This window comes from Pontibacter aquaedesilientis (assembly GCF_014773225.1).
Lineage (GTDB): Bacteria > Bacteroidota > Bacteroidia > Cytophagales > Hymenobacteraceae > Pontibacter > Pontibacter aquaedesilientis.
Genome location: NZ_JACXAJ010000002.1, coordinates 627,642 through 651,553 on the forward strand (window position 1 = coordinate 627,642; position 23,912 = coordinate 651,553).

22 protein-coding genes are annotated in these 23,912 nt (G+C 53.2%); 10 read left to right on the forward strand and 12 right to left on the reverse strand.

Features of this window, described 5'->3' with window-relative positions; genetic code table 11:
• The first annotated feature begins 207 nt into the window (after nt 1-207).
• Nucleotides 208-1,971, forward strand: a complete 1,764-nt coding sequence (gene sppA / locus H9Q13_RS07695) for a signal peptide peptidase SppA (RefSeq protein ID WP_191183175.1) — start codon at nt 208-210, stop codon at nt 1,969-1,971.
• Between the two features lie 314 nt (nt 1,972-2,285).
• A complete protein-coding gene (locus H9Q13_RS07700; RefSeq protein ID WP_191183176.1) occupies nt 2,286-3,101 on the forward strand; it encodes a purine-nucleoside phosphorylase in 816 nt (271 codons plus the stop codon).
• 48 nt (nt 3,102-3,149) lie between these two features.
• Here the strand turns inward: H9Q13_RS07700 and H9Q13_RS07705 are convergent, their stop codons facing one another.
• The 5 genes from H9Q13_RS07705 to trxA form a co-directional block, all read right to left on the reverse strand.
• The gene (locus H9Q13_RS07705) at nt 3,150-3,959 is read right to left on the reverse strand and encodes a DUF4249 domain-containing protein (protein WP_191183177.1); all 810 of its coding nucleotides are present in this window, start codon (nt 3,957-3,959) and stop codon (nt 3,150-3,152) included.
• Nucleotides 3,959-6,274: a TonB-dependent receptor gene (locus H9Q13_RS07710; protein ID WP_191183178.1), complete on the reverse strand. Its 2,316-nt coding sequence runs from the start codon at nt 6,272-6,274 to the stop codon at nt 3,959-3,961. Before H9Q13_RS07710 ends, H9Q13_RS07705 begins: the two co-directional genes overlap by 1 nt.
• A gap of 175 nt (nt 6,275-6,449) precedes the next feature.
• Entirely contained in the window at nt 6,450-8,324 is a 1,875-nt protein-coding gene (locus tag H9Q13_RS07715) for a M61 family metallopeptidase (RefSeq protein ID WP_191183179.1), read from the reverse strand.
• Between the two features lie 62 nt (nt 8,325-8,386).
• Entirely contained in the window at nt 8,387-8,659 is a 273-nt protein-coding gene (locus H9Q13_RS07720; RefSeq protein ID WP_191183180.1) for a hypothetical protein, read from the reverse strand.
• Between the two features lie 226 nt (nt 8,660-8,885).
• The gene (trxA, locus tag H9Q13_RS07725; protein WP_191183181.1) at nt 8,886-9,194 is read right to left on the reverse strand and encodes a thioredoxin; all 309 of its coding nucleotides are present in this window, start codon (nt 9,192-9,194) and stop codon (nt 8,886-8,888) included.
• Nucleotides 9,195-9,425: 231 nt separating this feature from the next.
• On the opposite strand from trxA, the gene H9Q13_RS07730 reads away from it, so the two are divergent.
• Complete coding sequence (locus H9Q13_RS07730) at nt 9,426-10,652, forward strand: alpha/beta fold hydrolase (RefSeq protein WP_191183182.1); 1,227 nt, start codon at nt 9,426-9,428, stop codon at nt 10,650-10,652.
• Between the two features lie 53 nt (nt 10,653-10,705).
• Here the strand turns inward: H9Q13_RS07730 and H9Q13_RS07735 are convergent, their stop codons facing one another.
• Nucleotides 10,706-11,503 carry a class I SAM-dependent methyltransferase gene (locus H9Q13_RS07735; RefSeq protein WP_191183183.1) on the reverse strand — a complete coding sequence of 266 codons (798 nt, stop codon included), beginning with the start codon at nt 11,501-11,503 and terminating at the stop codon, nt 10,706-10,708.
• Between the two features lie 131 nt (nt 11,504-11,634).
• Between H9Q13_RS07735 and H9Q13_RS07740 the strand changes: the two genes are divergently transcribed.
• From H9Q13_RS07740 to H9Q13_RS07755, 4 genes are read left to right on the forward strand one after another with little or no spacing between them, the layout of a single operon-like run.
• Nucleotides 11,635-11,946 (forward strand): hypothetical protein, encoded by a 312-nt coding sequence (locus H9Q13_RS07740; RefSeq protein WP_191183184.1) that lies wholly within the window; start codon nt 11,635-11,637, stop codon nt 11,944-11,946.
• Nucleotides 11,946-12,605: a hypothetical protein gene (locus H9Q13_RS07745; RefSeq protein WP_191183185.1), complete on the forward strand. Its 660-nt coding sequence runs from the start codon at nt 11,946-11,948 to the stop codon at nt 12,603-12,605. The genes H9Q13_RS07740 and H9Q13_RS07745 overlap by 1 nt, the downstream gene beginning before the upstream one ends.
• On the forward strand, nt 12,602-13,390 hold the full coding sequence (locus tag H9Q13_RS07750) for a sensor histidine kinase (RefSeq protein WP_191183186.1): 789 nt from the start codon (nt 12,602-12,604) through the stop codon (nt 13,388-13,390). The genes H9Q13_RS07745 and H9Q13_RS07750 overlap by 4 nt, the downstream gene beginning before the upstream one ends.
• Before the next feature lie 51 nt (nt 13,391-13,441).
• Complete coding sequence (locus H9Q13_RS07755; protein WP_191183187.1) at nt 13,442-13,858, forward strand: response regulator; 417 nt, start codon at nt 13,442-13,444, stop codon at nt 13,856-13,858.
• Between the two features lie 45 nt (nt 13,859-13,903).
• Here the strand turns inward: H9Q13_RS07755 and H9Q13_RS07760 are convergent, their stop codons facing one another.
• Nucleotides 13,904-15,160, reverse strand: a complete 1,257-nt coding sequence (locus tag H9Q13_RS07760; protein ID WP_191183188.1) for an MFS transporter — start codon at nt 15,158-15,160, stop codon at nt 13,904-13,906.
• 130 nt (nt 15,161-15,290) lie between these two features.
• On the opposite strand from H9Q13_RS07760, the gene H9Q13_RS07765 reads away from it, so the two are divergent.
• Nucleotides 15,291-15,617, forward strand: coding sequence for an HNH endonuclease (locus H9Q13_RS07765; protein WP_224744141.1), 327 nt, complete (start codon nt 15,291-15,293; stop codon nt 15,615-15,617).
• Nucleotides 15,618-15,770: 153 nt separating this feature from the next.
• Here H9Q13_RS07765 and H9Q13_RS07770 read toward each other — a convergent pair whose 3' ends face one another.
• Nucleotides 15,771-17,258: a nicotinate phosphoribosyltransferase gene (locus H9Q13_RS07770; protein ID WP_191183189.1), complete on the reverse strand. Its 1,488-nt coding sequence runs from the start codon at nt 17,256-17,258 to the stop codon at nt 15,771-15,773.
• Between the two features lie 118 nt (nt 17,259-17,376).
• Between H9Q13_RS07770 and H9Q13_RS07775 the strand changes: the two genes are divergently transcribed.
• The gene (locus H9Q13_RS07775; RefSeq protein ID WP_191183190.1) at nt 17,377-18,441 is read left to right on the forward strand and encodes a DUF6687 family protein; all 1,065 of its coding nucleotides are present in this window, start codon (nt 17,377-17,379) and stop codon (nt 18,439-18,441) included.
• 162 nt (nt 18,442-18,603) lie between these two features.
• A complete protein-coding gene (locus H9Q13_RS07780) occupies nt 18,604-19,455 on the forward strand; it encodes a universal stress protein (protein ID WP_191183191.1) in 852 nt (283 codons plus the stop codon).
• Nucleotides 19,456-19,509: 54 nt separating this feature from the next.
• On the opposite strand, the gene H9Q13_RS07785 is transcribed toward H9Q13_RS07780, so the two are convergent.
• The 4 genes from H9Q13_RS07785 to H9Q13_RS07800 form a co-directional block, all read right to left on the reverse strand.
• Nucleotides 19,510-19,908 carry a hypothetical protein gene (locus H9Q13_RS07785; protein WP_191183192.1) on the reverse strand — a complete coding sequence of 133 codons (399 nt, stop codon included), beginning with the start codon at nt 19,906-19,908 and terminating at the stop codon, nt 19,510-19,512.
• A gap of 39 nt (nt 19,909-19,947) precedes the next feature.
• Nucleotides 19,948-20,778, reverse strand: a complete 831-nt coding sequence (locus H9Q13_RS07790) for a thermonuclease family protein (protein WP_191183193.1) — start codon at nt 20,776-20,778, stop codon at nt 19,948-19,950.
• A 142-nt stretch (nt 20,779-20,920) separates the two neighbouring features.
• Complete coding sequence (locus H9Q13_RS07795) at nt 20,921-21,577, reverse strand: hypothetical protein (protein WP_191183194.1); 657 nt, start codon at nt 21,575-21,577, stop codon at nt 20,921-20,923.
• Between the two features lie 309 nt (nt 21,578-21,886).
• Nucleotides 21,887-23,860 (reverse strand): tetratricopeptide repeat-containing sensor histidine kinase, encoded by a 1,974-nt coding sequence (locus tag H9Q13_RS07800; protein WP_191183195.1) that lies wholly within the window; start codon nt 23,858-23,860, stop codon nt 21,887-21,889.
• Between the last annotated feature and the right edge of the window lie 52 nt (nt 23,861-23,912).

The window sequence follows — 23,912 nt, forward strand, 5'->3', positions numbered from 1 at the left end:
AAACTCCTCAACTCCTAAACTTTCTAACTTCCAAACTTTCTAACTTCTAAACTTCCAATTTCCTTCGTCTATGAAATAGTCTGATTGGTCGAGATTGCTGTTCATAGGGCCAATGGATTGAACTTTAAGACCTATTTTTGTTTATTGTATGCAGGGACCTATAATCCTGATCAATTTAAAAAGAACCTTTAACCCTAAATAGAACCTATGTTGAATTTCCTGAGATATGTGCTGGCTACCATTGTGGGCCTGTTCGTATTTTTCTTCCTGGGCCTGCTGATCATGGTTGGCATTGTTGCCGCCACCGCTTCTAAAGGCGATATCACCGTAGCCGAAAACTCCGTGTTGGAGCTCAAGCTTGACAAATCAATCTCAGAGCGTGAAAAGGAGAGTCCCTTCGGCGACTTGTCTTTCGGTTTCTACTCCTTCGACAGCGGCGACGGACTAGATAAGATCAAGGCATCCATCCGCAGAGCTAAAACCGACGACAATGTAAAAGGTATTTTCCTGAACATGCGTTTTGTGGACGCTGGAATGGGCAAACTCGAAGAGATACGTAACGAGCTGATCGACTTCAAAAAGTCTGGCAAGTTCATCGTTTCTTATGGCGATATGACCAACGAGAAGGCCTATTACCTGTCTTCTGTGGCGGACAAGATCTATCTGAACCCGATGGGTGCGCTGGAGTTCAACGGCATCAGTTCAGAAATTCTTTTCTTTAAAGGTACCCTTGAAAAACTGGACATCGAGCCAGCCATCTTCAAAGTAGGTGAATTCAAGAGTGCAGTGGAACCTTTCTTCCTGGATAAAATGAGCGAGGCCAACCGCGAGCAGATGAACTCTTTCCTGAACTCGATGAACGATTACCAGCTGCGTAAAATAGCGGAAGCCCGTGGCAAGACTTACGACGAGCTGAAAAATGTGTCGGACGAATTGCTGGTGCGGGATGCCGAAGACGCAAAGAAATATGGTCTGGTGACGGACGTGGGTTACTACGACGAGGCCATCGACTACATGAAAAAGAAGGTGGGTGTAGAAAAAGACAAAAAACTGCAGCTAGTGTCGCTGGGCAAGTACAAAAAGGCAAAGGACAACGATCAGGAAGGTTCTTCTAAAAACCGAATTGCCGTGATTTACGCTGAAGGAGATATAGTGGATGGCGAAGGCGACGACGACGAGATCGGCAGCATGCGCTACGCCGAGGCGATCCGCAATGCCCGTCAGGACAAGAACGTGAAGGCCGTGGTGTTGCGCATCAACTCACCGGGTGGCAGTGCGCTGGCATCGGACGTGATGTGGCGCGAGATCCAGGAAACCCGCAAGGTGAAGCCAGTTATAGCCTCTATGTCTGATGTGGCGGCGTCCGGTGGCTACTACATGGCCATGGGCTGCGATACCATCGTGGCGCACCCAAATACCATCACCGGTAGCATTGGCGTGTTCGGCATTGTTCCGAATTTCGAAGGCTTCATGAAAAACAAGCTGGGCATCACCGTGGACCGTGTAGGTACAGGAAAGCACTCCGATATGCCTACCGTTACCCGGGCCATGACGCCGTTTGAAAAAGAGATCGTACAGCGCGAGATCAACAAGATTTATGAAGTATTTACCCAAAAAGCAGCCGATGGCAGAGGCATGACGCAGGATGAGCTCAAGAAGCACGCTTCGGGCCGTGTGTGGTCAGGTATAGAGGCCAAAGAACGCAACCTGGTAGATGTGCACGGTGGTCTTGAGAAAGCCATTGAAATTGCCGCTGCCCGCGTAGGTATAACCGGTGATTACCGCCTGAAAGAACTGCCACGCCGCAAGACCTTCTTCGAGGAGATGTTCGGTGAAGCCGGTTCGCAGGTGAAGGAAAGTGCCGTAAAAGCCGAGCTGGGTCAATTGTATCCGTTCTACCAGATGTACAAAAAGGTAGAGAACATGCAAGGTATACAGGCCCGCCTGCCATACGAACTCACGATTCAGTAAACAAAGTGGCAGGTATAGCCACCCGTCTAAGAGCATAACATTTGAAAGCCCGCTGGTATAACACCGGCGGGCTTTTTGTTTCAGGTCCGCTCCATTTTTTGCAAATTGCGTCCGTTTCAAGGTATAGGTAGTCATGCGCGGGCTCGAACAGTGTTCCTGTGCCAAGGTATAGGGTAAGTCTGCAACCCGGCAGGCAGTCATTTGTCTGATAAAAAAAGCTATACCTAAATTATTGCTCTGTCGAAAGAAGCATGCTATTTCGCGAGCCTGAAACAATACATGAAAGACTCAAAACTAAATTACAGTGTAACGATATGATGCAGCAACTACGAGAATCCGCTTCGTACATACAGGCCCAGACGGGCAACTTCGAGCCCGAGTTCGGGATCATTTTGGGCACGGGCCTGGGCGCCTTGGTCAAAGAGATCGAGATAGAGCACAGCCTTAACTACGCCGATATCCCTCATTTTCCGGTATCCACGGTGGAGAGCCACTCCGGGCGCCTGATCCTGGGGCAATTGTCCGGCAGACGAGTGGTTGTGATGCAGGGGCGTTTCCACTTCTACGAGGGCTATGACATGAACCAGGTGGTGCACCCGGTGCGCGTCATGAAGCTGCTGGGCGTGCCTAAACTCTTTATCTCCAACGCCTGCGGCGGTCTTAACCCAGCCTTCAACACCTCTGACCTGATGGTGATCACCGACCACATCAACCTGCAGCCGTCCAACCCGCTCATCGGTCCGAACCTGGATGAGTTAGGGCCGCGCTTCCCGGACATGAGCGACGTGTACGATGAGAAAATGGTGCGCCAGGCAATGGTGATTGCCGAGGATGCCGGGTTCGATTTGCGGGAAGGCGTGTATGCCAGCGTGCCTGGCCCTATGCTGGAAACCAAAGCCGAGTACAACTACCTTGCCCGCATTGGTGCTGATGCCGTGGGCATGTCCACCGTGCCGGAAGCCATCGCCGCGCGCCATATGGGGATGAAGGTATTCGGCATCTCCGTGATCACCGACATGTGCACGCCGGACCGCATCAAGAAGGTCATCCTATCGGATATATTGGAGGCAGCCGCCGTCGCAGAGCCACGTATGACCATGCTCATCCGTGAGTTGATCCGGCAGCAGTAGCACTTGGGAACAACGAAAAAGGGCAGCTCTACAGCTGCCCTTTTTCGTTTACTGAATAATGACTGTCTTTCGCTCGTAGGCCAGGTTGGTGAAGATGCCGATCCCTCCCTGCACAGACGAAACAATGCGCGATGGCTGTGCAAAGGGATTTCCGTTGGCATTTTTGGCGTCGGAAATCGAGTTGAGGAAGTTGTAGTAGTCTTTTTCAATATGATAGAGTGACACAATCAGTGTGTCGCCTTTCTCGAAATCGTATGCGGAGCCATAGGAAATGCGCTTCCCGTTGGTAAGCTGGTCACTGGAAACGAAGTCGCGGGACGTGCCACGGCTCAGGCTATCGCGGTGTGTCATGTAGCGGTAGTAGTTTTCCGCGTCGGGGTCATCCTGGAACGAGGTCAGCAGGTAAGCTTTTCCCTTCTCATTGAATTTCCACTCCACAGCCTCTATCGGTACACGTTTCAGGATGGTGGTGGAGCCCGTGACGCGGCGGTCTTTTTTGTCTTTCACCTCGATGGTAACGACATCCCCTGCTTTCAGATCAAGCGGTTTGTTGTTGCGGTGCGTAAAGTACTTGCCGCTCACCCTGTCCTGAAAGGGGCTGAAAGCCAGCTTGACAGTGCGGCCCTTGTGCGTGAGAAATACCTCGGCGTCGGGCACGATCGGAAGCTGCGGGTTGGAGAAATAACTCACGCTTTCCAGCACGACGGCCCGAAGCGGCTTGCCAGGCTCCAGGTAGCACTCCACCACCAGTTGCGATTGGTGCGGTGGCAGGTTTATTTCTACTTCCTGCTCCATGTCGCACGCTAGCAACAGCAGTAACAGGGGGATTAAGGTATAGAGCGTATGCTTGATCTTCATCAGAATTTGAAATTATAGGTCACAGAAGGTATAACCGGGAAAAGCGATACCTGCTTGGCCCGGAAACCCAGCGTTTCGTCACTTTCCTTGTCCTTCACCTGCTCAAAGTACACAAAGTAAGGGTTGCGGCGGTTATAGGTGTTGTAGGCATTAAACATCAGGTCAGACTCGCCAAATTTGGAGTTTAGCTTGAGCACCAGACCCAGGTCAAGGCGGTGAAAAGCGTCCAGCCGAAAGCTGTTGCGGTCGTTGTAGACAGGCACCACAGTCGCGTTTTTCCCCTCCACATCCTGAAAGGCAAACCGAGCGACCGGTAGCGAATAGGCATTGCCGCTGCTGTATACAAAGGCACCTGTCAGGTGGATGCGCTTGCTCAGTTTGTGCAGCAGCACCACGCTCAGATCATGGCGGCGGTCATAGCGGGTCGGGAAGCGGCGGCCTTCGTTTATGCCGTCAAACTGGCGGTAGGTCCACGACAAGGTATAGCCGATCCAGCCGGTGGTGCGCCCTTTAATTTTCTCCAGGTATACCTCATTGCCATAGCTCTCGCCTTTGCCGAACAAAAACTCCTCCTCCAGCTTGTCGTTCACGAACAGGTTGGCCCCGTCCCGGAAATCGATCTGGCGGTGCATCCACTTGTAGTACAATTCGTTGGTGACCATGTAGCGGCCATCGGCGAACAAATGGCTGATACCTGCCGCCACCTGCTGCGAGCGTTGCGGCTTCACGTAGTCGTTGGACGGATACCAGATGTCGGTTGGCAGGGATGCGCCGGAGTTAGCTACCAGGTGAATGTACTGCATCATGCTGGCGTAGCTGCCCTTAAGGGCGGTATTTACCGTGAGGTTATACTTGCCGGAGGCACGCGGCTCCAAAGCGGTATAGGTTTTGCCACCGCTGCCGAAGGCCGACAGGCGCAAGCCGTAGTTGAGCGAAAACCGGCTATTTATCTGGAAGTCGTCGGATACGTAAACGGCAGCCTCGGTGGCATCGTAGTCGCTACCAGCCTTGAAAGCAAGGCGATTGTCGTCAGAATCGAAGTTGAGGCGGCCAATGGTGAAAGCATGCCGGGTAGCCATGGCGCCAAAAGCCAGGGTATGGCCCTTATCCAGCACCAGGTTGAAATCGGTTTTCAGTCCCAAGTCGCGTATGTCGGAGCTGAGGTTGAAGCTGAAAACATCGATCTTGTTGTTAATGTTATACTGGTAACTGCTACCCGTGAAGGTCGTGTTAACCTGAAAACGGGGATTGAAGCGGTGCTGCCAGCGCAGAGCCCCCACCTTGTTGCCCCAGTCGAACCTGAATTGAAAATCTTCGTCGTTGAAACCGAAGAAATCCCGCCCAAAATAACCGCTCAGGAACAACTCATCCTTTTCGCCCAGCTTATAATTCACCTTCCCATTCAAGTCATAGAAGTAATAGTCAGGTATAGGACTGAAATCCTCTTTGCCCTCCTGTATCCGGTTGATCTGGCGCGTGAAAATATCGAAATAGGTACGTCGGCCGGAAACGATGAAGGAAGCTTTGTCTTTGATGAGAGGGCCATCCACGGTCAGGCGGGAGGCGATCAGGCCCAGGCCACCTGAGGCCCGGATGCGCTCGTTGTTGCCGTTGTTCAGCTTGACATCTACCACAGACGAGAGCCTGCCGCCGAACTGCGCCGGAAAGCCTCCTTTGTAAAGCTCCACGCTTTCCACGGCATCCGGGTTGAACACCGAGAAGAAGCCGAAAAGGTGCGAAGCGTTGTATACCACCGCATCGTCGAGCAGCACCAGGTTTTGGTCCGGTCCGCCGCCACGCACATACAGGCCCGAAGAGCCCTCACCGCCGGACTGCACACCAGGCTTGAGTTGCAGGGTTTTGATCAGGTCCACTTCTCCGAATATCGCCGGGAGCAGCTTGGCTTCCTGTGTGGTCAGGGTTTCCACGCTCATCAGGTTATTATTGAGCTTCTGGCGCAGCGAATTTGCCTCCACTATCACTTCACGCAGCTTGCTGCTGGCTGGTGCCACGAGCAGATTTACGGTGTGGTTTTGGCCATCCACCAGAATCGGTCGGGTGGTGGGTTCGTAACCGATATAGGTCACCTGCAGGGTGTGGCTGCCATCAGGCAGTTGCAAGGTATAAAAGCCACGTTCGTCGGAAGTAGCCCCTATACGCAACTCTGGAACCGACACAGTTGCCCCGATCAGTGCCTCGTTGCTCCCGCTGACCCGCACATACCCACTGACCGTAAAGCTGCCCTGCGCCCTTGCATCCGGGGATAAAAGAAACAGCAGCAGGAAGAGGCACACGGGGAGAAAAGGTAATCGCATGGGGCAAAAGATAGTACTAACAAGGTGCAAATCAGGTGAATAATCGCAAAGGTAGCAAATCCTGCCAACCTGCTTATTAACACAAGAGGGTATAATAAGTTCTCGGGGCAAATAAAAAAACCAGGGTAGCCTGGTTTTAGGAGTTTCATTTCCGGTAGGGCAAGCAGTCAATGCGCTACGGCATGCTCTCGTTCAGCCAGGCAGCCCTGAGTTTTAGCTGCTGTTCGGAGGGCTGCTCCATGGGCTCCAGCATGTGCAGCACTTCCCGCTTCAGTTGCGTCACCTTGCCCGTCAGTTTTTTGGGTTTCACCACGCCTTTGCTGTCTTTTCGGCCCACCGTGATCTCGATTTTGCTGCCGGGCCGGGCCTGCTGCAGCTCCTCCCCAATAATCTCCCGGATGTTGAGCGGCGTGATTTCCTTGCCATTGAAAGCCAGCAGCTGGTCGCCTTCCCGGAAGCCCATCTGCTTGCCAAAATCATCCATTTCATCTGCCTCCGCCACAGTTATCTTATCGGCTTCACGGTCGTAGCCGGGCACGAAACCGCCATAGGAATTCACCAGCTGCACCGATACGGGCTCATACCTTATACCTACTTTCGAAAACAGTTCTTTTAAAGGGAGTGGCTGGCTGCCCTCCACGTGCCGTGCGAAGAATGTGCGGATCTCGGGGTAAGTCAGCTCGGTGATCTTGTCAAACAGTTCATCATCCTTAAAGGGACGGCCTTTGCCATAGGTTTTGGCCAGGTCCTGCATGAGGTCGCGTAGGCCAGACTGGCCGCCCGAAAGGTCGCGCAGCTGTATGTCAAGCGCCATCCCGATCAGGGCACCCTTTTGGTACACATTGCCATACTCCTTCTCATGCTCCTCCAGCACCTTCGCGCTCATCTCGGTAAAGGCCAGTGTGTCGTTGTAGTAGTCGCGGGAGGTGTAAATGTACTCACGCAGCTTGGTCATGAACTCTTCGATGGGTATCAGGCCCTCGTATACCTGCACATGCGATGCAAAGTACTCCGTTACGCCCTCATAGAGCCACAGGTGTTTCGACATGCGGGGATTGATGAAGTCGAAGTCGTGGATCTCCTCTGACTGGATGGAAAGCGGCGTGACGATGTGGAAGAACTCATGGGCCGCCACGTCGCGCATGGTGCTGTTAAAGCGTTCCTCCGGCATTTCGGGCAGATAGTATACCGAGGAGTTGGCATGCTCCAGCGCACCGTAAGAGCCGGATTTACCAGGCCGCTGCGGCACGTAGATCAAGAAGGCGTATTTGTCAACAGGCAGATTGCCCCCGAGGTAGCTGCGCTGAGCTTCCAGAATGTCTTTGATGTTATCGGCAATAGGCTTGGAAGTGACCCTGCCGGTAGGAGAGTAAACTGAAACGAGAACTTTTGTATCGCCGAGGTGCAGTACCGTGGTGTCGGGCTGGTTATACATCAGCGGTGAGTCGGCCAGTTCTACGTAGCTTGGCACCAGGTAGGTGTCAGCAGTGGCGGTAGTCGAGACGGCCTGCAGCGGGGTAGAACCGTAGAAGCCGTTGGGTTTGGTGATGGTCAGTTCGTAAGGCACCTGCTTCAGACCGTCGAAGTAGCCCACGAAGCCGAACGTGTTGATCAGGAAATTCTTGCCTTCCTCGATGTTGGTGCCACCCGGCTCGAAGAGAACGTCTTCCCGCTTGGCTGCGTCAAACGTGTCGTCTACCCAATAGGTAATCCTGTCCAGGTTCTGGGATTGTGATATACGCCAGCGGTTGGTGTCGAGGCGGGCGACGGGCAGCGGGTTGCCCTGCTTGTCGAGTGCTTGGAAATCGGAGACGTATTTGCCAAAGTCGGAAACGGAATAAGTGCCGGGCACGATCTTGGGCATGTTGTAGATGATCTCGCCCTGTTTGATGGCTGGTGCCTGCAGCGTTACGGGTATCTTGTCGTCCTTTACCTGCGTCAGGTCGATGTGGACGGCATATCGCGGTTCCACAGGCGATTGGGTAGCAACGGAAGTGCAGCTTAGGTGCAGGCCCATAGCCAGCAAAAGGAGTGTCTTTACAATTTTCATGCAACAGGAGTGGGTTAACAAATAGTTAACGGCGGAGGCATGATTTTAGATTTGTGGCGGCTTCAGCCACGGCGAAAGCGGTTCGGGTTGGCCTGTGGCAGCCCGCAGGTTCCGCTCGCCTGACTATAGAGGGCGGTGCGGCAGTTCTCTCGGGCGTGCTGTGAGGCAGGCACCTTGTATACCTGCTGCTCTTGGTCCTTGCCCTTTTCTTCCTGTGGTTCCAATTCCACGCCAGTCAGGATTTGCACGACATCAGAAAATGTGGGGCGAAGCTCGGTCAGACTCATGACGCCTGAAACCAGGGAAGCGAAGAAAATGGCAATGGCACTGTTCATAGTTTTAGCTTTTCAGGGGTGTCTTTTGTAAAGATGCTTCCCATAGCCAAAAGGTTGCTTCCCCCTTGATATTTTTTATTTTCCTGAGGCTCCAGCATGGCAAAGGCTTTCTGAGGTCTTCAGAAAGCCTTTGCTGATTTGTGTGATGTTAAGAGCCAGCCGATTTGGTAAGGTATAGCCTGCCCACTGCCGTCTGCGCCTGCGTAGGTAGGCGAACTGTTCGGCCTTAGGTGATGTGCTGCTGTATGATCTGCGTCAGCTGATGCCCCGGCACGGCACCGGCCTGCTTCCAGACCACCTGTCCGTTTCGGAAAAGCATGAAGGTAGGAACGCCCTGCACCCGGTACTGCTGCGCTGCCGCCTGGTTCTTGTCCACATTTATTTTGATGACCTTGAGTTTGCCCGAAAAGTCCTGAGCCAGTTTCTCCACCACGGGGTTCATGGTTTTGCACGGGCCGCACCAGTCGGCATAAAAGTCCACGAGCACCGGCATGCCCGGGCTTTTGATGAGTTCTGCGAATGATTTCTTTGCCATCGTTTTGTTTTGATCTGTTGGGGAGCCTAACTGGTTGAAATTGCGTCAGTCGGTGCTCCATCGTCTTTTGTCCTGTTTTTACGGTGTGTAAAACGAAAGGATTAGCCTTCGCTATTTGTATTGGAGCCCGTATCCGGGTAAAGTTTCTGCACCAGACGGAAGGCTAAGTTACAAAGATGTGGAACTATAGGCGCTGCAGAAATATTGATGGGTACACAGCCATAGCAAAATATGAAGAAGAAAAGAAATAGCCTGCGGCAATGGGCCCAGGCCGTGCTGGTGACGGCCATGCTGCTGCCCACAGGTATAGCGTTTACGGCCTGTAGCAAGAGTGATGCGGCAGCACCCGTAGAGGAGCGGGAACTGTTGGTATCGGCCGAGAAAGTAACCACCCTGCCGGCTTCCTCGCTGCGACAGCTGGCTGGCGCCTATGCAGGCAGCTTCAAAGACCAGATAAAATATGACGTGGCTATTTACAGGATGCGCTACCGCACCACTTACCAGAACCGGGAAACAGAAGCCTCCGGCCTGGTGGCATTGCCCGTCAACAGAAAATCTGCGGCTCCGGTGCTGAGCGTGCAGCACGGCACCATCTTTCAGCACGACGAGGCTCCCTCAGCCATGGTAGGCGGACCAACGGGGTTTGAAGTGTTTGCAGCCGGCGGCTACGTCACGCTTATACCTGACTACCTGGGTTTCGGGGCCTCCCGCCATTTGTTGCATCCTTATTATCACCAGCAGTATTCGGGCCTGGCCGTGGTCGACATGATCAAAGCGGCCAAGGCGCTCTATGCGCGGGAAGGTATAGCGGTGAGCGAACAGCTTTTTCTGGCGGGCTACTCTGAAGGCGGCTTCGTAACATTGGCTGCACAAAAGGAGATTGAGTCAAATCCGGCCCATGGACTGCGTGTAACTGCCTCGGGAGCGGGAGCCGGCGGCTACGACCTGACCGAGATGCTGGCCGGTGTGACAGCCGGAAAACCCTACAGCTATCCGGCTTACCTGGCTTATGTGCTGATGAGCTACAACAAAACCTATGGCTGGAACAGGCCGCTCACTGACTTTTACAAAGAGCCATATGCTACCCGACTGGCTGGTCTTTTTAATGGGCAGCACAGCGGCGGCGCCATTAACCGGGAGCTCAGCACTATGCCGCACGAACTTCTCTCGGAACAGTTTCTGGCTGGTTTGCGGGGAGAGGGCGAGCAGGTGCTCAAGCAGGCCTTGCAGGCAAACAGCTTCAACAACTGGGTGCCGCAGAGCCCGACCCGGCTATACCACGGCACAGCCGACGTGATCGTGCCTTACGCCAACTCCGAGCATACCTACAACCGCATGCAGGCAGGCGGAGCCCCGGACCTTGCCTTGGTGCCCATCCAGGGGGGAACACACAGCAGTAGCCTCATCCCGATGCTCACAGACCTGATTCCGTGGATGCAATCCTTTGAAAAAAACTAAACGGCCTCAGGTATAGACAGCTGTCCGGTTCAGGTATACCTGAGGCCGTTTGCCTATACCTTGGTGCATTTGAGGGTATACAGCATTGGGATCAGGTTCTGCAGGTGTTCGATGCGCCAGTAACCGTCCGGGCCCTGCACCGTGTGGTCGAAGCAGTTATAAGGGGAGTAGGGAAACTCATGCAGATGCTCCAGCTTCAATCCTTGGTCGAGCAGTGCAGTTATGACTTCGCTCAGACCATGGTTCCAGGAATACTCCCTATACCTGATCGGGGCGTTGCGGTCGGTATAGGTGCCGGTGCTTTCGTCTACGATCGGTTTGTGGGTGTTGTGGTAAGCATATTTCACCTCCCGGAAATCGTTGTCGAACATCCAGACCACCGGGTGAAACTCGGCCAGGTAGAAAGTGCCACCCGGCTTCAGGAAATGAGCGATCACCTCGGCCCAGCGGTTCAGGTCGGGGAGCCAGCCAATCACGCCGTAGGAGGTAAACACGATATCAAACTTCCCCTGCAGGTTTTCTTTCAGATCGTACACGTTGGAGCGTACAAAGCGGGCATTCAGGCCAAGCTCCTCGTTCAGCGCCTGTGCCTCCTTGATGGCCTCATCCGAAAGGTCTATCCCTGTGGCATCAGCCCCCAGCCGTGCCCAGGAGAGCGTGTCCAGTCCGAAATGGCATTGCAGGTGCAGCAGGCTTTTGCCGGCCACTGCTCCCAGTTCTTCCAGCTCTATTTGGTTCAGGGATGATTTTCCTGCCTTAAAGCCTTTCACGTCATAAAATTCTGAGTCTTTGTGCACCGTGGTGCGCAGGTTCCAGGCATGTCGGTTCTCTTCGAAATAATGCTGTTCCATCGAGGTATGTAGTTGCGTGATATCACTGATTTACAATTATCAAAAGTTAAATTTAATGTTAAAAATTAGATATTATATTTACTATATTTAAATTCGAAATGTATTCGAACACCTAAACACAACATACACACATGAGTATCACAGGAAAGGAAGGCGGGCCAATAGACCTGGCAACCGCTAAACAGTGGACTGCGAACTACAGAAGTTCCGGTAAAGGCAGCGTCAATTGCCATATTTTTGGAAAAGAAACCATCGAGCTACTGCTGCAGCAGGAAGGCTGCGTGGGCATCAGCATCTACTATGCGCACGACGATCAGGGGCAACAGCAACTGCTTTTAGTGGGTGTAGATGCCGAAGGCAATACTCAAACAGGAGGTTCAATACTAGACCATTCAAAGGTATGCCCTCCGGACTGTGGCAGTGCAGGTGAGTTGGACGGTTAATGGAATTTTTTTTAAAACAGGTTTATCCTTGGTTGAGTGAAGTCTCTCTATATAGTGTACTGGTGCCATTTGTTACAGGGTTAATCTTCTTTAAGAAGCTGAAAAGCCCCCAGTTCCGGTATTTGTTTCTTTTTGTATCTATTTGGCTGGTAAGTGAAGCAACCGGAGAAATCACCGTTCTTCTTGGAACGAATAACAATCTATGGTCGATTCATGTGTTTAACCCGCTTCAGTTTTCGGCGATTGCACTCGTGTTCTATTATACGTTTGAAAGCCGTTTGTCGAAAAGGTTGATTGTGCTAGCAATAGCTTTTGTAGTTATCGTCACACTAAACGAGGCTTTTATGCTGGATGGTATTGAGCAAATGAACTCAGTATCTAAAATTTTCTCCAATACCCTACTGATTGCCATGACACTAGCTTACTTTTATAAAGTAGCCAATAAGCCTAAAACCTTATACCTGGATCAGGATCCTATATTTCTACTGAGTGCCAGCTTGCTTATCTATATTGCTGGCACCAGCATGTCCTGGGCACTGTTTAACGATGCGCTGGAAGTTTCCTATGATGCGGCTCGTATTTGCCTGTCCATCGTTTTTGTGCTTAATGTTTTGTTCAATTCCTGGCAGGCATTTATATTAAGGAAGATGGCAGCATGAGGGAAACTTTAGAGCCTTTGTTTATTATTACGCCCGTGCTGCTGGTATTGGCCATGGGCATCATCCTGTTTGTGTTTGCCTACCAGCGGCGCATGTTGCAGCACCAGGAGCACCTGCGGCAGTTGCAGGAAGCACGCCAGCGGCAGCTATTGGATGCTGCCCTCGAAGCCCAGGAAGCGGAGCGTCGCCGCGTGGCCCGCGACCTGCACGACGAGGTGGGCGGCATGCTGGCCCTGGTGCGCCTCAACATCGGGCAGGTGGCGCTCAAAGCAAATGGCAACAATGCGGCTATCGAAACAGCCAACCGATCCAAACAGTTGCTCGACGAGGCCATCCACAGCGTGCGCCGCATCTCGCATGACCTGCTGCCCGTTGTGCTCGACAAGATGGGGCTGGTGCAGGCCATCAATAGCCTGGCACATTCTGTTCCGCCGGAAAGCGGCCTGGAAGTGCGGTTTGCCCATAACCTCGATAAGGACCGGTTGGATGTCAGGCGGGAGTTGCTGCTGTTCCGTATTTTGCAGGAGTTGCTAAGCAACTCGCTCAAGTATGCCGAGGCTTCGCTTATCACAGTTGACCTGCACAGGGCAGATGGCCAGCTTAAACTCAGCTATACCGACAATGGCAAAGGCTTCGATTACGATGCCTCACACCAAGCCAGCTCGGCAGGCGGACTGGGGTTAAAGAACCTGCAAAGCCGGGTTGACCTGCTGGACGGATCACTTTACCTTTTCTCTAAGGTCGGTGCCGGAATAAAAGCGGATATTATTATCCCTACTCATTAAATTGTCGTAATTTTCCTTAAATTTGGACTGATATATTCGAAGAATTGTTCTATGGAACTGCAGCCGCTCACACTCGCTATTGCTGATGATCATACCCTTTTCCGTAAAGGGGTTATCGAGATTCTCAAGAATTTCGAGGAAATCACGGTCCTTTGCGATGCAGGAAACGGTGCTGAGCTGCTGGAAAAAATAGAAAACAACCTGCCCGAAATCATTATGCTTGACCTGGAGATGCCCGATATGGACGGCATCGCAGTGGCCCGTTATGTGCTCAGTAAGTACCCGTATGTGAAGATACTGGTCGTGTCGATGTACGGAGAAGAGGAGCTCGTAAAGAAGTTGCTGGACGAAGGGGTGCACGGCTATCTGCTCAAGAGCGCCGAACCCGATGAATTGCGCGAAGTGCTGCAGTTACTCAAAAGCGGGAAAACACACTACCCGGTCATCAGCAACCATTTCTTCTCCTAACGAGATAAAAAGAGCCGCACACGTTGCGGCTTTTCTGTTTCCGGGTTACCCTACTGTCTTGATGTGGCGCACCACCCACACGGCGACCAGCGTGACGATGCAGGCCATGATGCCCACCCAGTTATAATGCGTAAGGGTGCCATTCGCCGTTTCCTGCACAATCAGTCCGCTCACGAATGCCGCTATACCTGCCCCCAACTGCTGCATCGACGAGTTGATGCTCATAAAGCTGCCCCGCAGTTCCGGCTCCACACTCGAGGTCATCAGCGACATGGCGGGCACAAACCGCGCCCCGAAAAAGATAAAGAACATCGTCGTGATCGAAAGCGCGACCACATGACTGACAGGCGGCAGGTTGGTAATGAGCAGAATAGGTATAAGCGACAGCACCGCCGCAATAGTGAACACCCGGTGCTTGCCATGTTTGTCGGCCAGCCTTCCGGCCCACTGGGAGGTGAACACCGTGGCCAGTCCGCCGAACAGGTAGATGTAGCTCAGGTCGCGCTCTGAGAACCCAACGTTGGCCACCATATAGGGGCTGACAAAAGGCACCACAAGAAATCCCGCCATCGTGAGCGTTACCATCAGGGCCATGGACCACTGTAGGTTAGGTTTCACCAGAATGGCTCTGAGCACCTGGAAGGGTTTGCCAGGCACCACATTGGTGAGGTGCCCGCGCATAGGCGGCAGGAAGCGCATGGCCACCAACAGAATAACCAGGCTCAATCCTACTAACAGGTAAAAAGGAGCATGCCAGCTCATTTCGCTCGCCAGGTATAGTCCGATGGGTATACCCGCAATAGAGGCCACCGAAAAAGCCGCCATCACACGTCCGGTTGCCGTGCCCCGACGCTGCTCCGGTATAGCATCGCCGATAATGGCCAGCACCAACGCGCCCAGCACACCGCCAAAGCCACCGGCCACCACACGGGCGGTCAGCAGCAGGGTATAGGTTGGGGCAAGGGCGCATCCCAATGTGCCGATGGTAAAACCCAGGTATAGCGCCAGCAAGGCATGCTTGCGGTCGAAGCGGTCGATGAAAAGGGCACTGACAAAACCGGCAACGGCCGCACTGAAGGTATAGGCCGACACCAGCAGCCCAAACTCCCGCGGCGAAATGCTGAACACCCGCATCAGCTGCGGACCCAGCGGCATCATGATCACAAAGTCCATCATGTGCGTGAACTGGATGGCTGCTAGCAGAAAGATCAACAGTCCTTCCCGGATCACCGTTTTGGGCACCAGGGCCGCTTGCTCCGTAGAGGCTGCTGTTACTATATGATTGTCTCGAAATCGATTCATGGTTTAAACAACGAAGCGGGGCGCAAGCTGGCAATTTACAAATAATAACCTTGCTATAATGCGGCCTGTCGGGTGATTATGGTTTTGTCAGACGAAGTATTTAAACCGAAGCTATACCTGAATTGTTTGGATGAAACCAGCACTGCAAACACCAAGTAAAAGAGCTATGGCCAAAAAGGGGCAAGAACTGATTTGTGAGCTATGCGGGCGCGAGGTGCTCTACCTGACGCGCCATCACCTGGTACCCCGCGAGGAGGGAGGCCGCTACGGTGCCACCGCCGAGCTCTGCCAGCCCTGCCACAGCACCCTGCATCTCACCTTCGACAACCGCGAACTGGCCACCCGCTACAACTCCATACCTGCCCTGCAAGAAGCCGAAGCCCTGCAAAAGTATCTGAAATGGGTCCGCAACAAGCGCATCGAGCGGATCTCGAACCGCCGTGGAAGACGCAGGTAGAAGCACATTGGCGCGGGGATTTTTTCCGTGTTCAGTTATAGAGTCGGGTCTCCGTGAAAGCTTTCGGCTAAACTCAATATCATATGCAGTCACATGCTTGGAAATTTGCGCCAGTAGCTTTTTTGTCAGGTATAGCCGTGAAGTATACCTGATCTACCTGCCCTGCACAGCGGCTTCGCCCTTCTCCCTGATTTCCAGCACCAGATTTGTCTTAAGTTGGTGGAAACTTGCCTCGAGCCCGGCCGGGTAGCGGTGCGGGTTGAGCAGTCGCCGGATGCTCTCGTGCAGCTTGCTGAGTTCTGTCGTGCGATGTTTTCGGATGGCTTGCAGGTCTGGCAGCTCGTAAACCAAGGCTCCTTTTCGCAGTACCGGCACCAGCAGGTCGGTATAAGCAGTGCCGGCAGGTATAGCTTTGCGGTGCGTGCTGTCGAGCGGGTGCATGACCAGGGTCTGTTCCGGCAGTGGCTCCAACTCATTAAAGATCATATCGGCGATATAACCCTGCGCATCATAAAAGCGGCGCACCTGCTGTATACCTGGGTTGGAGGTTTTCTCGAGTTGTTCGGATAGCTTGATGTTGTAGCGCCAATGCCCGTCTGTGTGTTGCAGGGCGGCCAGTTTGTACACGCCTCCCAAAGCCGGTTGGTCGTAAGCAGTGACCAGTTGCGTGCCGATGCCCCACACATTGATCCGGGCACCTTCCTGTTTCAGGCTGCTGATGATGTGCTCGTTCAGGTCGTTGCTGGCTACAATGTTGGTCTCCATTAAGCCAGCCTCGTCCAGCAGTTTCCGGGCCTCTATGCTCAGGTAGGTCAGGTCACCGGAGTCGAGGCGTATACCATTCAGTTTGAACCCGGAAGGCTGTAGTGAACGGGCAACTTCTATGGCATGGCGCACGCCGTCCAGCGTGTTGTAAGTATCCACCAGAAAAACAGAGTCGTGGGGAAAAGCGTCGCCGTAGGCCTGGAAGGCGGCTTTCTCGCTTTCAAAAGCCTGTACCCAGCTGTGCGCGTGCGTGCCGCGCACAGGTATATCGAATAACTGGCCAGCCAACACATTGGAGGTGGCATCTACCCCGCCCACATACGCCGCCCGCGTGGCTGCCAGGGCACCGTCTATCCCCTGCGCCCGCCGCATGCCAAACTCGATCACCTGGTCACCTTTCGCCGACTCTGCAATCCGGGACGCTTTGGTGGCGATAAGGGTCTGAAAATTGACAATGGTGAGCAGGGGCGTTTCCACAAGCTGCGCCTGCAGCAAGGGCCCCCGTACCCGAATCAGTGGTTCGTTCGGGAAAACGACCGTGCCTTCGGGTATGGCATCCACGTCGCAGGTAAAGCGGAGCTCGCGCAGGTAATCCAGGAAGCCTTGTTCAAACAAGGGCGCGTTACGGCCGTCTTTTAACCCAGCCAGGTAGGCCAGGTCTTCTTCCGTAAACTGCAGCTGCTGCAGGTAGTCCACGGCATACTCCAGCCCGGCTGCTACGGTGTAGCCACCCTGAAACGGGTTTTTGCGAAAATAAAGGTGGAAAACGGCCTCCTGCTCAGCCATGCCTTGTTTCCAGTAGCCGTAGGCCATCGTGATCTGGTAGAGGTCGGTGAGCAGGGAGAGGGAGGTGCTGTATATTTTTTTGAGGTTCATGGTCTGCGTGATTTGCTGATAAAACGTTTGTCTGCATTTTTGGATGTGATGCGCCAGTCCACATCAAGCCAGTGGCCCGAAGGTAAGGTATGAAGGCAGATTTCCCTATCTTTAAGGCATGATAAAGCGACAGTTTATACCTTTTTCTGAAGTTAGGCAGCATAAGGCCATCATCGTGGACAGCATGCATCCGAATGGCCTCGTGCTCTCGCACTGGCGGGGAGCGCCAAGCCCGGCTGAGGTGCGCGACGACACCAGCGCAGCCATTGTGCTCAACGCCTTGCGCCTCCACCTTCCCGGCCTGGACCTGCCCTATGTCACCGCCAACCACTTCGATATCGACGGTTTTGTGGGGGTCTGGGCACTGTTGAACCCGGAGAAAGCACTTGAGAACGAGGAGCTGTTGCGCCAGATGGCCCTCATCGGCGACTTCCGTGAGCTGGACCTGAACCATCCGCTGGCAGGCGAGGCCCTGAAGCTGGTTTGCTGGATCAATGCACGGGAGCGAGACATGTTCTATGCCCCCTTCGCAGCCGATGATATGGAAGAAAAGGAGGCCAAACAGTGCGTGAGCAAATTCAACTACTTTCTGCGAGAGTTCGGGCGCGTGCTGCAAGATCCTGACTGGGAGAAAGGGGTATGGGAAGAAGAAGTGGCGGACGTGCTGCTGGGCTACCGCGATATGTACAAACCCGACACCAGGCTGGAGCGTCACCCCGACATTGGTCTGGTCATCATCCAGACACATCGGCCCATGCATTACTATGCGCTGTTCAGCCGCACCAAAGGCTTCGATATCGTGCTGAGCTGCTACGACGATAACCGGTATGAGCTGGAGTATAAGTATACCACCTGGGTCGACATTGACTCCCGATCTACCTTGCCCCGCATCACCCTGCAACCACTCGCCGCGCAACTCAACGAGTTAGAGCAGTCAGGCTATACCTGGACCTGGGACGGCATCACCGAAACCGGGCCGCTGCTGCGCCTGGATGGTGGTCAGCTGTCTCGCATGGAGACCTATGACAACCCAACGGCTCGCGAGATTTTGTCGTCTTCCATACCTGTCGAGGACCTCAAGCAGATTGTAGTGAATTACTTTAAGGTAGCTTACGAAGGTATAGCACCTAAACGCTACTGGAGCTGGGAGGAAGTAAAAGAGCTGAATCGGAGGTCCAAGTAGAGGGTAGGGCGTACTCACGTGTGAAAGGAGGAAGGCAGACCCTGTAAACAGGATTAAAATCATTTTTGATGCGATTCTAGTCCATATGCCTGCTTTATCCCGTATACATAGTAAATCTATGATATAGAACGCCCTGAGCGCAACCCCAACCCAATCGACAACATGAAAAAAATCCTTTGCCCAACAGATTTTTCCAAAACGGCCGAGAAGGCCTTGGAGTATGCGGCCCTGATTGCCAGACAGGCTGGTGGCCAGCTGACGCTGCTGCACGTGGTACATCTGCCGATCGTAGATACATCCGAAACGGCACTTGTGGCCAGCGAACTGCTCGGGGAGCAGATGAAGGATGCTGACATCCGGCTGAAGGAGCTTTGCCAGCGGATGGAGCAACTGCATGGAGCGAACAGGGAGGGCGGTTTTGCTTGCGATTACATCTTAAAGGAGGCATTGCTGACCGATATTACCGAGCACCTGACCAAAACCAGCGGCTACGACCTGATTGTGATGGGCACAACCGGCGGCGGCAATGCGCTGGAAGAACTGCTGATCGGAAGCAACGCCGAGGCGGTGATGGAGCAGGTGAAGTGCCCGGTGCTTTCCGTGCCCTCCACAGCCGACCATCCCCGCATCAACAAAATCATCTACGCCTCAGATTATGCCCAGGAAGACATTGTGACCTTGCGCGACGTGCTGGACTTTGCCAGTATGTTTGGTGCCAGTGTGGAGGTGGTGCACGTTTCCAAAGAGGGGAGCAGCGTGGACAGAACGAAAGCTGATCACTTTCTGCAGGAAATAAAGGCAACATTCCCTGGAGCTCCTTTGCATTTCCAGGAGGTGGTGAGCAAGCACCGTTCCGAGGGACTGAAACAATACTATGAGGAATCAGGAGCCGATATGGTCGCGATTCTGCGGCGTGAAAAGGGCTTCTTGCGGGAACTGTTCTCTCAAAGCCTGGCCGAGAAAATGACCTACCAGGCCGAAGTGCCCCTGCTGGTGCTGAAAGGCAAAAAATAAGGTATAGCTAACAAAACAAAAGCGGCGGTCCTAACAAGGGCCGCCGCTTTTGTTTTATCGCTTTTCGCCAAAGCCCGTCTCCATCCGGACGGCATTCTCATCGAAAATATAAGCCAGGTCAGCACTGCAGGTTTCGCAGTTGTAGCGGTCGAATCCTTCAATGGCTCTTGGCAATGTCAGGTTTCGGAAAGTGCCTTTGCAAGCTACCAGTACGGGGCAGTCATGCTGCTGGTGAAAGGTGTCGTCTGAGTCGTCGATACAGATATAGACGCGTTTTTTTTCAAGGTCCGGAGGAATAAAGAAGAACTCTGGCTTGGGTCTTGTCGGTCGGGCTTCAGCGGTGGTTTCGCTTGCAATGGTTTGTTCGGTCGCGGTGGTATCTTGGTCAGGTGTCTGGCAGCCTGCCAAAGACAGCAACAGGACAAACAGTCCGGCATAAAGGTGTTTTACCATGGGGTGGAGGTTTTAAGTAGCAGCCAAAAATAATGGCTTTTAGTTGGGACTGCAAGTTTTGTCGGCCCGGCGGTTGTGCTTTCGTATAGCTTCGGCCTCTGTCACGGTGAGCACCTGCGCTTTGCAGCGCTTTAGCACCGAGCAGGTTTGCGTGAAATGGTATACGGCAGAGCCTGAACTGTCGCAGAGGTATACCCGGCGGGTGGTGGCTCCGGTAGGTATAGCGGCCTTGCTGTTATCCACAGGCTTCGGTTTTTGCTTCCGGAAATCCCAGGGGGCAACCGGATTGGGATCTTGCCAGAGACCGCGTTTGAAACGGCGGGCGTCGGCTTCGAGGTTCTCCAGCTTTTTGTCTTTGGAGTAGGCTTTGTAGTGCCAGGCATAGCCTTCGCGCACCAGTTCCTCGTTCAGGCTGCGCCCGTCCGGTAAAATGATGGTGCCTACCGTGCGCCCATAGCGGTCTTTGTTGTGCTCAATCAGGCGAACCTGTTTGCCGAAAGCCAGGTCAGAGGCGAATTGCTTGGCACGCTGGCCGTATGCCTGTTTTTTCTCGGGTGTGTCTATCCCCAAAAGTCGTACGGTGATGGTCTGCCCGTTGCGCAACACCTCAAAGGTATCGCCGTCTTTCACGCCTACTACCTTGTCGCCAGGTATAGCGGGAGCGTCAGCTGCTTCAGGAGTCGTGCGGGTATTGTCGGGAGGCGCTTCGGGCAGGGTGGCTGTTTCGGTTGGTGCTGGCTGCTCCGGCTGCTGTTGCAGCACGCCTTGGCGCTGGCGAAACTCTTCGCGTGCCTGCTTATTGTCCTGCTTGCAGGCAGGCACCGTGAGTGTCAGGAAGGAAAGCAGGTATAAGAGAAGGGTTCTGTTCATGGCGCAAAGGTGCTGCTATTCTCCTTTTACCCCTAATACTGTGAATTGTTTTGACCGGATAGTTTCCAAAAGAAAAACCACCTGTGCTGGCTCGTGGGTATGAGCGCAGCAGAGGTGGTTTAGTCTACAGTAACAGCAGGCACTAGCGCTGAACCTGGGCGTCAGGGCCTGTTTTCAGGTATAGCGGGTTATAGCTGCTGTTGGGTACGGCAACCAAGCCATAAACCGTTTCGCCCGGGCGCACCTGCTTGTTCGAAATATGGTACTGCTGCATCTCGGCCAGGAACTGTTTGTTGGCATTACCCGCCTTGAGCATGTTGTATAGCGTTAGGCCCGGACCTACAATCAGGCCGATCGGGAAAGACTTTTCTCCGGTTTTCATGCCGTTCACATACGTTTCTTCCGTTATCAGTTTGCCGTTGCTGAAGAGCAGGTATAGCAGGTATATCGGAACACCTTGTTTTAGTTGGCTATGCGATACGGTTGGGTCAAGTGGTGTAAAGCTGTTGTTGCCAGCCAGGAATTTAGAGTCCTCGCCCAATGTAATGGTCTCGTAGGAGTTGTTCGTGATCTTCACTGCTGCTACCTGTACAAACTTCTTTTTCTCCCGCTTGGCGTACTTCTTATTGCCACGCTCCAGCAGCACGTCGTACTTATACTCAAGTAGGACGTCGTTGCTCTCTGTCTTGGCGGTGTAGTTGATGTTTTGAGGAACAATCGGTTTGTAGCTGGAAGCACAGCCGCTCATCAGGCCTGCCAAACCTAGCAGGCAAACAGTCTTGGTAAAGCTTGTTTTCATTAAAAAGGTTTTAAGTTAAATGATCAGCCTAATTTATAGGATATCTATAAGTATGCACCCCTTGTTATGAAAATTATTTTGCTTTTAATTATGCCTAACCTTGTATCCCGTACCTGATGAACCACGTCCAGTTGCCGTGCTATACCTTTGGTAACGCGCTCTCGGCCCAAAAACAACAAGGCCCTTGCCGGGAGGAAGGGCCTTGCTGCAATCAAATAAGCTATACCTTACGGATAGCCAACAAATCGTCAAAAGCTGAAAATACCGTTGTGCCGTGATTGTTTGCAGCGCACCTGAAACAAAGCGTTGCTAGACCAGTTGCAGCGAAGTGTCCTGCGGTTGTTCGACGGGTTCCTGGTTTGCTGTCCTTTCCTCTTCGTCTGGCTCCTCTGGAACGCAGGGTAGCGTGAACATAAAATTGCTGCCCTTGCCGGGAGTGCTTTCCACCCAGATAGTACCATGGTTCTGCTCCACGAAATCCTTACACAGAGACAGGCCCAAGCCGCTGCCTTTCTCATTGGCCGTACCGCGGCTGGAGTAGCTGCCGCGCCCAAACAGTTTTTGCTGTATTTCCGGTGTCATGCCAACCCCGGTGTCCTTTACAGAGACAACCAGCATGTTTTGGCAGAAATAGGCCGATAGGGTTACCTCGTCGCCTTCTCTGCAGAACTTGATGCCATTCGATATCAGGTTGCGCAACACCAGGCGAACCATCTCCTTGTCGGCAAAACCGGATATGTCAGAGGTGATCTTATTTTCCAGTATAATGCCTTTGCTGCTGGCTAAAGGCATCAGGAGGCGCAGGTTCTCGTCGACAAGCTCCCGCATACGCAGTGGTTTCGGGTCCGCTTCAAACCCTTCCATTTGTGCCTTGGCCCAGTCAAACAGGTTGTCGAGCATCCAAAGCACGTTTTGCTGGCCTTTTACCAGGCTGTTGAACAGGCTCTCTTGTTTGTCGGCGGGCACTTTGCCCATGGCCATCACGTGCAGCAAGCCTTTGAGTGCCACCAGTGGTCCCCGGAGGTCGTGTGCGATGACGGAGAAAAGCTTGTCTTTGATGGTATTCAGCTGCGACAGTTTTTCTTTCTGGATATTGAGCTGCTCGGCCTGCTCGGTCAACACTTTCTGGTGCTGGTTTAGGGCTTCATTTTTGTGGGTGATCAATTCGTTTTTCTGCGTCAGGATGCTGTTGATGCGGCTTTGGTGCTGACGGCCCCTGAAGAACACATAGGCGACCACGCAAACCAGCACCAGCAGGGCGATGGTGAAATACTGGGTAATGCTTCTTTGCTCGAGCTTCTCCAGGTTAAGCTCCTGCTCGGCCCGGAGCAAGAGGTTTTCCTGGTCTTTCTGGGCTGTTTCGTACTTAACGCGCTCCTGCGCCAGCGTGTTGGCAGACCGCTCGTTATGGAGGCTGTCACTGTATTTTTTGCTTAGGTTCAGGTAAAAGTGGGCCATTTCATAGTTGCCCATGGCTTCGTATATCTGGTCCAGTATGGCGGCATCTTCCTTTATTTCATACTTGCCCTCATATATCTTCGACAACTCCATGCTTGAGAGCGCATTGTCGAGCGCCTTCTCGTACTGCTTGGCTAGCAGGTAGGACGCGGCCTTGTATCTCAGCACATAAACCATGTCGTGCGGGGCGCCCAACTCTTCTGCCAGCACCTGCGCCCTGTCCAGGTAGGAGAGAGCAGTCCGGTAATCGTTTTTACTATTGTAGGCACTGCCGATATTGGTCAGTGAGATCAGTATACCTTGTCTGTCCTTGAGCTTTTCCTTAATTGGAAGTGCCTCCCGGTAATATATCAGGGCCAGGTCGTGTTTGCCTTGCTGTTGGTAAACATTGCCGATGTTGATCAGGGTCCCACTCATCCTGGCGGTGTCTTGTGCAGAGGTGGCCAGCGAAAGGGCTTTCTTGTAAATAGGCAGCGCTTCTTTGGGGTTGCCCTGGTCCAGGTATACGTTGGCGATGTTGTTGTAACTGGTGCTCAGGTCAGAAAGGTCGCCGAGTTTTTCACGTATCCGGAGGGCCCGGTAATAAAAGTCCACCGCCTTTTCTATATCGCCAAGCAAGTAGTGGCCCGATCCGGTAACGTTGTAGGCATGGGCCAGTAACGTGTCGTTTTTGGCCTTAAGGGCTAGTGCAATGGCTTTGTTGCCATAAGAAATAGTGATCCTGGGGTTGACGCTTTTGTGGGCATGGCTGAGCTCACAGTAAAGTTCGATCTGGCGTGAAATCTCCTTGGTCTGCCCGAGTTCAGCCCGAAGGTCCTTGATCACGATTTCGTGCTGGGGTTTTAGTACAGCAAGCAATAGAAAGCACCTGATCAAA

Coding starts and splice junctions, on each gene's coding strand:
- H9Q13_RS07715 (WP_191183179.1), bottom strand. CDS start 8,324: ATGAAAATTGTAAAGACACTCCTTTTGCTGGCTATGGGCCTGCACCTA.
- H9Q13_RS07710 (WP_191183178.1), bottom strand. CDS start 6,274: ATGCGATTACCTTTTCTCCCCGTGTGCCTCTTCCTGCTGCTGTTTCTT.
- H9Q13_RS07745 (WP_191183185.1), top strand. CDS start 11,946: ATGGAATTTTTTTTAAAACAGGTTTATCCTTGGTTGAGTGAAGTCTCT.
- H9Q13_RS07795 (WP_191183194.1), bottom strand. CDS start 21,577: ATGAAAACAAGCTTTACCAAGACTGTTTGCCTGCTAGGTTTGGCAGGC.
- H9Q13_RS07760 (WP_191183188.1), bottom strand. CDS start 15,160: ATGAATCGATTTCGAGACAATCATATAGTAACAGCAGCCTCTACGGAG.
- H9Q13_RS07775 (WP_191183190.1), top strand. CDS start 17,377: ATGATAAAGCGACAGTTTATACCTTTTTCTGAAGTTAGGCAGCATAAG.
- H9Q13_RS07790 (WP_191183193.1), bottom strand. CDS start 20,778: ATGAACAGAACCCTTCTCTTATACCTGCTTTCCTTCCTGACACTCACG.
- H9Q13_RS07785 (WP_191183192.1), bottom strand. CDS start 19,908: ATGGTAAAACACCTTTATGCCGGACTGTTTGTCCTGTTGCTGTCTTTG.
- H9Q13_RS07735 (WP_191183183.1), bottom strand. CDS start 11,503: ATGGAACAGCATTATTTCGAAGAGAACCGACATGCCTGGAACCTGCGC.
- trxA (WP_191183181.1), bottom strand. CDS start 9,194: ATGGCAAAGAAATCATTCGCAGAACTCATCAAAAGCCCGGGCATGCCG.
- sppA (WP_191183175.1), top strand. CDS start 208: ATGTTGAATTTCCTGAGATATGTGCTGGCTACCATTGTGGGCCTGTTC.
- H9Q13_RS07705 (WP_191183177.1), bottom strand. CDS start 3,959: ATGAAGATCAAGCATACGCTCTATACCTTAATCCCCCTGTTACTGCTG.
- H9Q13_RS07770 (WP_191183189.1), bottom strand. CDS start 17,258: ATGAACCTCAAAAAAATATACAGCACCTCCCTCTCCCTGCTCACCGAC.
- H9Q13_RS07765 (WP_224744141.1), top strand. CDS start 15,291: ATGAAACCAGCACTGCAAACACCAAGTAAAAGAGCTATGGCCAAAAAG.
- H9Q13_RS07750 (WP_191183186.1), top strand. CDS start 12,602: ATGAGGGAAACTTTAGAGCCTTTGTTTATTATTACGCCCGTGCTGCTG.
- H9Q13_RS07740 (WP_191183184.1), top strand. CDS start 11,635: ATGAGTATCACAGGAAAGGAAGGCGGGCCAATAGACCTGGCAACCGCT.
- H9Q13_RS07720 (WP_191183180.1), bottom strand. CDS start 8,659: ATGAACAGTGCCATTGCCATTTTCTTCGCTTCCCTGGTTTCAGGCGTC.
- H9Q13_RS07700 (WP_191183176.1), top strand. CDS start 2,286: ATGATGCAGCAACTACGAGAATCCGCTTCGTACATACAGGCCCAGACG.
- H9Q13_RS07730 (WP_191183182.1), top strand. CDS start 9,426: ATGAAGAAGAAAAGAAATAGCCTGCGGCAATGGGCCCAGGCCGTGCTG.
- H9Q13_RS07780 (WP_191183191.1), top strand. CDS start 18,604: ATGAAAAAAATCCTTTGCCCAACAGATTTTTCCAAAACGGCCGAGAAG.
- H9Q13_RS07755 (WP_191183187.1), top strand. CDS start 13,442: ATGGAACTGCAGCCGCTCACACTCGCTATTGCTGATGATCATACCCTT.